Genomic DNA, 8,759 nt, shown 5'->3' with positions numbered 1-8,759 from the left:
GCGCAGCGGGGGGCGGGGCCGCGCCGGCCGTGGCGCCCGGTGTCAGGCCGCCTCGGCGGCGGGCAGCGGCTCGGGCAGCGGCTCGGTGAGGTACTGCTGGACCGCGCGGCCGACGATACGGGCCAGATCCTGGTGACCGGCGCCCGCCAGGGCCGGGTCGTCGAGCAGGTAGCGGCTGTAGGCCAGGGCGAGCACCTGCGAGGCGGCCAGCGCGGCACGCAGTTCGGGCTGGTCGGGGCTGATCTCCTGGGCGATGGTGCCAAAGAGCGGGCCGATGAACGCGTCCTTGGTGAGGTCGGCGACCTCCCCGCTGTTCAGCGACGCGGACAGGCGGACCAGCGACTCCGCTGCGCTGGGGCCCTCCCAGAAGGCGAGCATGAACTTCACCAGGCGCCGTCCGACGCCGCCCGGCGTGCCGCGCAGCACCTCGGCGGCCAGTTCCCGCGGGTCGGTGCGCACCTGGACGGCTTGGAGGAGCAGTTTCTCCTTGGAGCCGAAGTAGTGGCGCACCAGGCTCGGGTCGACGCCCGCCCGTCGCGCGATGCTGCGCAGGCTGGCGCCGTGATAGCCCCGGTCGAATACCTCCTGCTGGGCCACCTCGATCAGCAGTTGACGTGTCGAGGGCATGGGCTGCCCGGGGGCCGTACTGGATTCCACTGCCTCACCTCTGATAGCTCAACTGGCCGCATTCTTCCATCTCCCCCCAGTGCCTTACGCCCTTTCCCTCCACAGTCGGTGAAACCACTGAAGCCGGTCGGGGCCCGTCACGCAAGGCTGACGCCCGGTCCCCGGGGCCGCACCGGGCCGGCGGGGACGCCGCAGGCCGCCCAACCACCCACGCGCCGCAACAACACGACAGGAGATGCTGTGGAATTCGGCTGGAATCCCGACCAGACCGCCGGGTACGAGAAGACGCTGGCCTCGGTGCGGGAGGCGTTGGGCACCCCGGCCCGTGACGCCGGCACCGTCTACCTGCGCACGGAGTGGAACACCCTGGGAGGCCTGGGGCTGCTGGGGCTGTGTGTGCCCACCCGCTACGGCGGATCGGGGCTGGGCGCCCTGGACACCGCCCACCACGTCGAGGCCTTCGGCCGTGCGTGCCCGGACACCGGGCTCGTTTTCGCCGCCGGCGCCCACCTGTTCGCCTGCACGGTGCCGATCCTGGAGTTCGGCGGGGAGGAACTCAAGGAACGCCTGCTGCCCGGCCTCTGCTCGGGGCGTCTGATCGCGGGCAACGCGATGACCGAGGCCGAGTCGGGCTCCGACGTCTCTCGTCTGACCGTGACCGCCCGCCAGGTGGCGGGCGGATACCTCCTTGACGGAGAGAAGACGTTCGTCAGCAACGGGCCGGCCGCCGACGTGTACGTGACCTATGCGACCACCGACCCGGCCGCCGGGCACCTGGGCGTCACCGGCTTCGTCGTGGAGCGCGGCACCGCCGGCCTGAGCGCCGGTGAGCCCTTCGAGAAACTCGGGCTGCACTCCTGCCCGGCCGGAACGGTCCGCTTCGAGAACTGCTTCGTGCCCGACGACCAGGTGCTGGGTTTCGCCGGCGGCGGCGGGGCGATCTTCCAGCACTCCATGGGCTGGGAGCGCGCCTGCCTCTTCGCGGGCTACCTCGGCCTGCTCGACCGGCTCATCGACCGGTGCGTCGAGCACGCCGCCGGCCGGCGCCAGTTCGGACAGCCCCTGGGCGCCTTCCAGGCGGTGGCGCACCGCATCGTCGAGATGAAACTGCGCACGGAGAGCGCACGGCTGCTGCTCTACCGGGCCTGCTGGGAAATGGACCAGGGCCACAGCTCCCCGCTGAGCATCGGCCTGTCGAAACTCGCCGTCTCGGAGGGCGCCGTGGCCGCCGCACTCGATGCGATCCAGATCTTCGGGGGCCGCGGATACCTGCAGGAGCACGGGATCGAGACCTTCCTGCGCGACACCGTGCCCAGCACGATCTTCTCCGGCACCTCGGACATCCAGCGGCTGCTCATCGCGAAGGAGCTCGGACTGTGAAACTGCACGCCCTGGTGACCGAGGCCGCCCGGCGCACCCCCGATGCGCTCGCCGTCGCGGCCGAGGACCACCACCTCTCCTACGCCCAACTCGACGCACTGGCCGACCGGTTCGCCGCGGCCCTGGCCGGGCGGGGCGTGCGGCCCGGCGACCGGGTCGTGCTGTGGGGCGGCAAGAGCGCCCTGGCCGTGGCCCTCATGCAGGGCGCGCTGCGCACCGGGGTGGTGTACGCGCCCGTCGCCGCCGCCAACCCCGCCGTGCGCGTGGCGCGCATCGCCGCCGACAGCGAAGCCGTCCTGGTGGTGGCCGACGAGACGGCGGGGGACGAGCCCGGCGCCCTGGGCGGGGCCGCTGTGATCACCCTGTCCGGCCTGCTGGCCGAGGCACCGCACGGGGTCGCTCCCGAGCCGTACGACAACGCCCCCGACGACCTGGCGTACATCCTCTACACCTCCGGATCGACCGGCACCCCCAAGGGGGTCTGCCTCAGCCACCGCAACGCCCTGTCCTTCGTCGACTGGGCGGTGCGGCTGCTCGACGTCCGGCCGCACGACCGGCTCTCCAACCACGCCCCCTTCAATTTCGACCTGTCGGTGTTCGACCTGTACGGCGCCTTCCGGGCCGGGGCCTCGGTGCACCTGATCCCGCCCGAGATGGCGTACGCACCGGCCCAGCTCGTGGAGTTCATCCGCGAGCGCCGCATCTCCGTGTGGTACTCGGTGCCCTCGGCGCTGGCCCTGATGATGCGCGAGGGCGGCCTGCTCGAGGGGCAGGCGCCCGCCGGGCTGCGCGCCTGTGTCTTCGCCGGCGAGCCCTTCGCGCTGCCCCAGGTGCAGGCGCTGCGCCGAAGCTGGCCCGGGGTGCGGCTGCTGAACTGGTACGGGCCCACCGAGACGAACGTGTGCACCTGCTACGAGGTCACACAGGGCGACCTGGAGCGGACGGGCGCCCTGCCCATCGGAAGCCCCGCCAGCGGCGACACGCTCACCTTGGCCACCGGCGACAAGGAGGGCGAGATCGTCGTGTCGGGGCCCTCGGTGATGCTCGGCTACTGGGGCTTCCCCCGCCACCGCGGCCCCTACCGCACGGGGGACCTCGGCCGGCTCGGCCCGGACGGCGAGCTGGAGTACGCCGGGCGCATCGACCACATGGTCAAGGTGCGCGGGCACCGCATCGAACTCGGCGAGATCGAGACGGTGCTCAGCGCCCACGAGGCGGTGGCGGATGCCGCCGTGGTGGTCGTGGGAGAGGGCCTGGAGGGGCAGCTGCACGCCACGGTCGTGGCCGCCGGCGACACGAGCCCGCGGCTGCTGGAGCTCAAACGGCACTGTGCGCGGAACCTCCCCACGTACATGATCTTCGACGTCCTGCATGTGCGCGACGCACTGCCCCTGACGCCGAACGGCAAGACCGACCGGCCCGCTCTGCTCGCCTCGATTCAAGGAGGAACCCTGTGACCGACATGCTGGAAGACGTGACACGGCCCGCGCTGGAGGGCATCGGATTCGCGGACTTCCGCGGCATCATGGGCTCGTTCGCGAGCGGCATCAGCGTGGTCACCACCCTGGACGACGACGACCGGCCGCACGGGCTGACCTGCTCGGCGGTGTGCAGCGTCTCCGCGGACCCGCCGTTGCTGCTGTCCTGCGTCAAGACCCCCAGCAGCACCCTGGACACGTTGCGCAAGCGCGGCAGGTTCGCGGTGAACTTCCTCGACTCGCAGGCCCGCGAGGTCTCCGACCTGTTCGCCAGCCGCAGCCAGGACAAGTTCACCGGCGTGCAGTGGCGGCCCGGCCAGGCGGCCGGCATGCCCGTGCTCGACCGCACCCTGGCCCACGCCGAATGCGAGGTGCACGACGTGATCAATGCCGGCGACCATGCCATCGTGCTGGGCCGGATGGTCGGCGGCGGAGCCGACGCCAGCCGCTTCCCGCTGGGTTACTGGCGCGGGAGTTACGTGCGGCTGTTCCGGATGACGGCCGCGGCGCGGGGCCCCGCGGGGTGTGGTCAGCCGCGCAGCAGCGGGACGGGCGTGCGGGCGTGGGGCAGCGGTGCGCGCGCCGCGCAGCTGCCCGGGGCCTGCTGGTGGTCGACGGGCGGGCAGCGGGGGTCCGAGGGGAGCAGGTCGACGTCGGGAATGGCCTTGCGGGTGACACCGGCCCGGGTGGTGGCGGTGAGTTCGGGCACCCGCCCGCTGACCATCGTGGAGAGCTCGCCGCGCAGGGTGTCCTCGGGGCTGCCGGCCTGCCCCCAGATGATGTACCGGTAGTTGATCTGTTCGTCGGGCACGGTCACGTACGACAGCCGCACGCCGGGTATTCGGTGGCGGGAGACCTCGGCGTTCTCATCGAGCGGGTCGAGGCCGCTGAGCACGGCGGTGGTGACGATCGGGTCGGCGGCGAGCAGACCGCGCGCGGAGGGACCTCCCTCGAGGGCGATGTGCACGGTGATGTCGCCGGGGCCGAGATAGCCGAGCTGGAAGGTCAGCTGATGCTGGCGGTGCTGGTCGTTCACCGGGATGAGGCAGCTGCGCAGCAGGAGCCCGTCGGGCTCGTAGAAGAGCGTGACCGCGCTCCCGCAGCCGAGACGTGATGTCGCCATGATCATCTCCAATGGTGTGAAGCCGCCCGGCGTGCCGGGACGGCACGTGGAGGCGTCGGGACTTGCAACTCCGTGGCGGTCGGGGGCCGGTGCTAGAGCGGCCTGTACTCCAGGACGTCCCAGCCGGCCAGCGAGGGCAGGGTGGAGACCAGCCCCTCGCACATGCGGCGGCTCGCGCGCTCCGCCGCGGTGAGGTCCTCGCCTTTGAGGAACAGCACCAGGGTGATCTCGTGGGCGTCGGCGTGCGCGCGCACATGCTCGAGGTGGTCCGCCGACGTGGCCCGCAGCCAGAGCATGTCGGCGATGACCGACGCCGTGTGGGACAGCGGGCGCGCGGAGCGGGGGGCTGCCAGCGCGGCACTGATGAGGTACACGATTTTCCCCTCTCGCCCGAAGGCCGGTGTACGGACGCCCCCTCCCCGCCGGCCGGGGCGGCCCGGGGACGGGGGGCTGCTGCGCGGGTGCGCCGGCGGGCCCGGCCGCCCGGGCCGGCGAACGGCTACCTGGCGACACCTCCCCGGCGAAAGAGACCGGGCCGGGCCGCCGGGCTTTCGGCCGCCTCGAGCGAACAGACCATTTTCAGTATTCGGTCAACTCCTCCCACTGTCACGCCCATTGATATGGCCACAACCTGCCTGTCCGCTGAATGACATGTCTGCGGCACCGAAAGATTCCTGTGCGAAAAGGCGAGAGGCGGCGCTCTCCGCACCTTTCGGGGCAGCCGCCCAAGGCGTCGCAGTATCAAGTGCCTTGCCCTTTCCCTGGAAATGTCATGACCAAATATTTGCCCGGTTGCGGGGCCCGGCACGATTGCCTGCGGACACCGGGAAAGCGGTGCGGTCATACGGGCCGGGGCCCGGTCAGAGCCAGCCGCGTTTCGCGGCGTTCACTCCCGCCTGGAACCGGCTGGCCGCCTCCAGACGCCCCATCAGATCGGCGGCCAGCCGCCGGACGGTCCGCGAGGACAGCCCCAGCCGGCGGCTGACCGTCTCATCGGTGTGGCCGTCCGCCAGGAGTTTCAGCAACTCCCGCTCGCGCGGCTGCAGGCCGTTGGCGTCGGGCCGGGGAAAGGTCTCCCAGGACGTGCCGGCACCCCAGAACTGCTCGAACAGGGCCCGGACGGCAGCCACGGCCCCCGGGCTGCGCAGTTCCAGGGCCCCCGCACGGCAGTTGCCGGGATCGGAGGGGACCAGGGCGCAGTCGCCGTCGAAGAGCGCCAGCCGGATGGGCAGCACCGGCACCGTGCGGACCTGCACGCCCAGCCCCTCCAGCGCGCGGACGCAGGCCCGCGTCGCCGCATCGCCGCGCACGTTGTCCTGGCGCACCTCCCGCACGGCCAGACCCCGCTCCGCGGCGATACGGGCCACCGGGGCACAGCGGCCGCCGTCGCCCGGCGCGTCCACCGCGCCGGGCTGCAGCGTCAGGCAGCTGACCCGGGCCGAGGAGGCGAGGTCCCCCAGGCGCCGGCGCAGCGCCTCCGGCCCGTCGTGACGGATGATCACTTCTGGTGCGTGGTCGGCGCTGGCACCGTACTGCGAGGCCAGCGCCTCCACCGCCGCGCGGGACGCCGCGATCTGGGACTGCTGGCGATGGCACTCCACCTCGGCCCGCACCAGGAGCGCGGTGAGGCCGATGTGCGGGCTGACGGGGCGTGCGCGCCCCGCCTCCCCCCGGCCGGGCTGCACCAGCCTGAGGTCGGCCAGCGCGTCCAGGGCCCGCCGGGTCCTTCCCTGCGACCAGGCGAGGTGCCCGGCCACGTGCGCGACGCCCCAGGCCGGGTTCTGCAGCATGGTGCGGTAGACGAGTTCGGCTTCTTGGTCCATCCCCAGCGCCTGCAGCACGCGTCCCTCGAATCGTTGCACCGTTGCCGGTGGGGTGCGGTAGATGAGCGCCGCCCGGTCCGCGCCGCCCGGCCGGGGGGCCCGACGGCTCCCCTGCCTCCCCGCGCGAGGGGACCGGCGGCGGCGCTCCCTTCAGCGAACAACACGATAGAAACAAACCAGCACGCAGGTATGCAACTGGCATCGGAAAGAGTGATGCCAGCCATGTCATGTGCACCACCCCGCGACCCCGCAGCGGATGCGGGCGGACCCCCCGCCGGCGTCCGGCCCGCCGGCGGCGCGGACGCCGGATGCGGCCCCGGGGGGCGGCGCGAGCCCCTGCGGGCCGCCCGCCGCGGGCGCGCCACGGCGTCAGGGCTCCGCGATGTCGGGGCGCCGGGGTGTCAGGAGACGGTCAGGCCCAGTTCCGCGGCTTCCTTCAGCACCTGCGCGCCGCGGCTCTCGGTCATGTCCAGCTTCGCCAGCGGACCGGGCAGCGCGATGGTGGGCAGCAGGTGTTGCAGCAGCACGGAAATGCGCCGCTCGACGTCCGCCCGGCCCGTCATGACCTGCGAGACCAGCTGGATCCCGGAGAACGATCCGACGAACATCTCGGCCACGTCGTCCAGGTCCACGTGCGGGTGCAGTTCGCCGTTGCGCTGCGCGTCCATCAGGCCCCGGCGGTTGTGCTCGAACCAGCCGACGAAGGGTTTGCGCTGGTCGAGCCCGTGGGCCCCCTGTTCCAGGGAGAGCCTGATGCTGCCCTGCAGCATCGGGTCGTGCCGCAGCCGGTGCACGAAGACCATCCCGGAGTCGACGAGCTCCTGGAGCTTGGTGGGCCGGGGGATGATCGGATAGCGGACCTCGGCCATCTGGCTGTCCAGGACCACCGCGGCCAGCTCCTCCTTCGACGCGAAGTAGTAGTAGAAGGCCCCCTTGGTCAGGCCGACTCTCGTATACACGTCGGAGATGGTGGCCCCGTCGAAACCATGCTCGGCGAAGACCGCACCCGCCGCCTCCACGATCAGCCGACGGGTCCGGATCGAACGCTCCTGCTGGCCCACGCGGCCCCTCCCTCATCCCTCCCCCGCGCCCCTCGGCGCTCCGGGGAGTCTTTCGCGTGATCGGATCTCATTGCAAATCATACCTGCAGGCACGTATCTTGTCGTGCTGGGGGTGGGGATCCCCACTCACAAACCTGTCATGTGTCCCAGAGGGGGAGACCATGTCTCAGAACGTGGCCACACATCGCGACAGAACCACCACCGCCGTGTCCGACGCGCCGGAGCCCGGGGGGGCGGGCGCCGCCCGGATCCAGGCAGCGGCAGCCGTCAAGGAGTTCGTCCACCGCGCGGCGGCCGACGACGTCCTGCTCACCGGCTGGCAGCGGCAGGACGCCACCCGCTTCACGCTGGACGCCTCGTGGCCGGCCGGCCACCGCTTCTACGCCGCCCTGCACGGCCGGCACGCGCCGACCCTGATCGCCGAGACGCTCCGCCAGGCCGCCATGCTGCTGGCCCACACCGAGTTCGCCGTCCCGGTGGGGCACGCGTTCTTGATGTGGGACCTGAACTACACCGCCCATCCCGAACTGCTGCGCACCGGCCCGGGCAACCTGCCCCTGAAGCTGGACTTCACGTGTTCGAAGATACGCCGCCGCGGTGTCCAACTGGCCTCCATGACCTGCCAGTTGACCATCCGCCGCGCCGGCGAGGTCATCGCGACCGGCGGCGGCAGCCTGACCTGCACCACCCCCGCCGCATACCGGCGCCTGCGCCAGGGCCGCCTCGCCGCCCGGCCGCCGGCCCCCGGCGCCGCGGTACCGCCCCAGACGGTCAACCGGACCGGCACCACCGACGTCGTCCTGGGACCCGCCCCCGGCCGGCTGCGCTGGCAGCTGCGCGCCGATCCCGCCCACCGCACCATGTTCGACCACACAGGCGACCACATCCCCGGCATGGTGCTGCTGGAAGCCGCCCACCAGGCCGCCTACGCCACCGCGTCCGGCGACTTCTACCCGACCTCGGTCACCATCAGCTACAACCGCTACGCGGAATTCGACACGCCGTGCTGGATCCAGGCCCGGACCGTGCCCGCCCCGACCCCGGGCGCACTCGCCGTCCTGGTCACCTGCCTACAAGACGACCAGCGCGTCTTCAACGCACTGCTCGAGGGAATCCCCGGCCGCCCCAGGCCCCTCGGCGCCGAACCCCGGTAACCACCGCACCCACCGCGGCCGCCCGCAGCGACCCGCCACCGGCGCCACGCGGGGCCGCCCCGCACCCGCCGGATGCGCCCGCACCCTCCCCCGCGCACACGGTGTCCCACCAC

At 72.3% G+C, this 8,759-nt stretch carries 8 protein-coding genes and 1 pseudogene; 4 read left to right on the top strand and 5 right to left on the bottom strand.

What is annotated here, in order from left to right; genetic code table 11:
- Positions 1–42: 42 nt before the first annotated feature.
- Entirely contained in the window at positions 43–657 is a 615-nt protein-coding gene (locus J0695_RS32645) for a TetR/AcrR family transcriptional regulator (RefSeq protein ID WP_206968279.1), read from the bottom strand.
- A 210-nt stretch (positions 658–867) separates the two neighbouring features.
- On the opposite strand from J0695_RS32645, the gene J0695_RS32640 reads away from it, so the two are divergent.
- From J0695_RS32640 to J0695_RS44380, 3 genes and pseudogenes are all read left to right on the top strand, one after another.
- On the top strand, positions 868–2,007 hold the full coding sequence (locus J0695_RS32640; RefSeq protein ID WP_206968277.1) for an acyl-CoA dehydrogenase family protein: 1,140 nt from the start codon (positions 868–870) through the stop codon (positions 2,005–2,007).
- Positions 2,004–3,464: an amino acid adenylation domain-containing protein gene (locus J0695_RS32635; RefSeq protein ID WP_206968276.1), complete on the top strand. Its 1,461-nt coding sequence runs from the start codon at positions 2,004–2,006 to the stop codon at positions 3,462–3,464. Before J0695_RS32640 ends, J0695_RS32635 begins: the two co-directional genes overlap by 4 nt.
- 5 nt (positions 3,465–3,469) lie before the next feature.
- Positions 3,470–3,958: pseudogene (locus J0695_RS44380) on the top strand (flavin reductase family protein); the annotation flags it as partial.
- A gap of 56 nt (positions 3,959–4,014) precedes the next feature.
- Here J0695_RS44380 and J0695_RS44375 read toward each other — a convergent pair.
- From J0695_RS44375 to J0695_RS32615, 4 genes are all read right to left on the bottom strand, one after another.
- Positions 4,015–4,608 carry a hypothetical protein gene (locus J0695_RS44375; RefSeq protein WP_242553489.1) on the bottom strand — a complete coding sequence of 198 codons (594 nt, stop codon included), beginning with the start codon at positions 4,606–4,608 and terminating at the stop codon, positions 4,015–4,017.
- A gap of 92 nt (positions 4,609–4,700) precedes the next feature.
- Positions 4,701–4,982, bottom strand: coding sequence for a hypothetical protein (locus J0695_RS32625; protein WP_206968273.1), 282 nt, complete (start codon positions 4,980–4,982; stop codon positions 4,701–4,703).
- A gap of 486 nt (positions 4,983–5,468) precedes the next feature.
- Entirely contained in the window at positions 5,469–6,431 is a 963-nt protein-coding gene (locus tag J0695_RS32620) for a helix-turn-helix transcriptional regulator (RefSeq protein WP_206968271.1), read from the bottom strand.
- Between the two features lie 401 nt (positions 6,432–6,832).
- Positions 6,833–7,492, bottom strand: a complete 660-nt coding sequence (locus tag J0695_RS32615) for a ScbR family autoregulator-binding transcription factor (RefSeq protein WP_206968270.1) — start codon at positions 7,490–7,492, stop codon at positions 6,833–6,835.
- Positions 7,493–7,653: 161 nt separating this feature from the next.
- On the opposite strand from J0695_RS32615, the gene J0695_RS32610 reads away from it, so the two are divergent.
- Positions 7,654–8,646, top strand: a complete 993-nt coding sequence (locus J0695_RS32610; RefSeq protein WP_206968267.1) for a ScbA/BarX family gamma-butyrolactone biosynthesis protein — start codon at positions 7,654–7,656, stop codon at positions 8,644–8,646.
- The last annotated feature ends 113 nt before the right edge of the window (positions 8,647–8,759 follow it).

The sequence above is a fragment of the Streptomyces beijiangensis genome, assembly GCF_017315755.1.
Lineage (GTDB): Bacteria > Actinomycetota > Actinomycetes > Streptomycetales > Streptomycetaceae > Streptomyces > Streptomyces beijiangensis.
The sequence above is the reverse complement of the archived record's forward strand: the minus strand, read 5'-3'. Positions and strand labels throughout refer to the sequence as shown.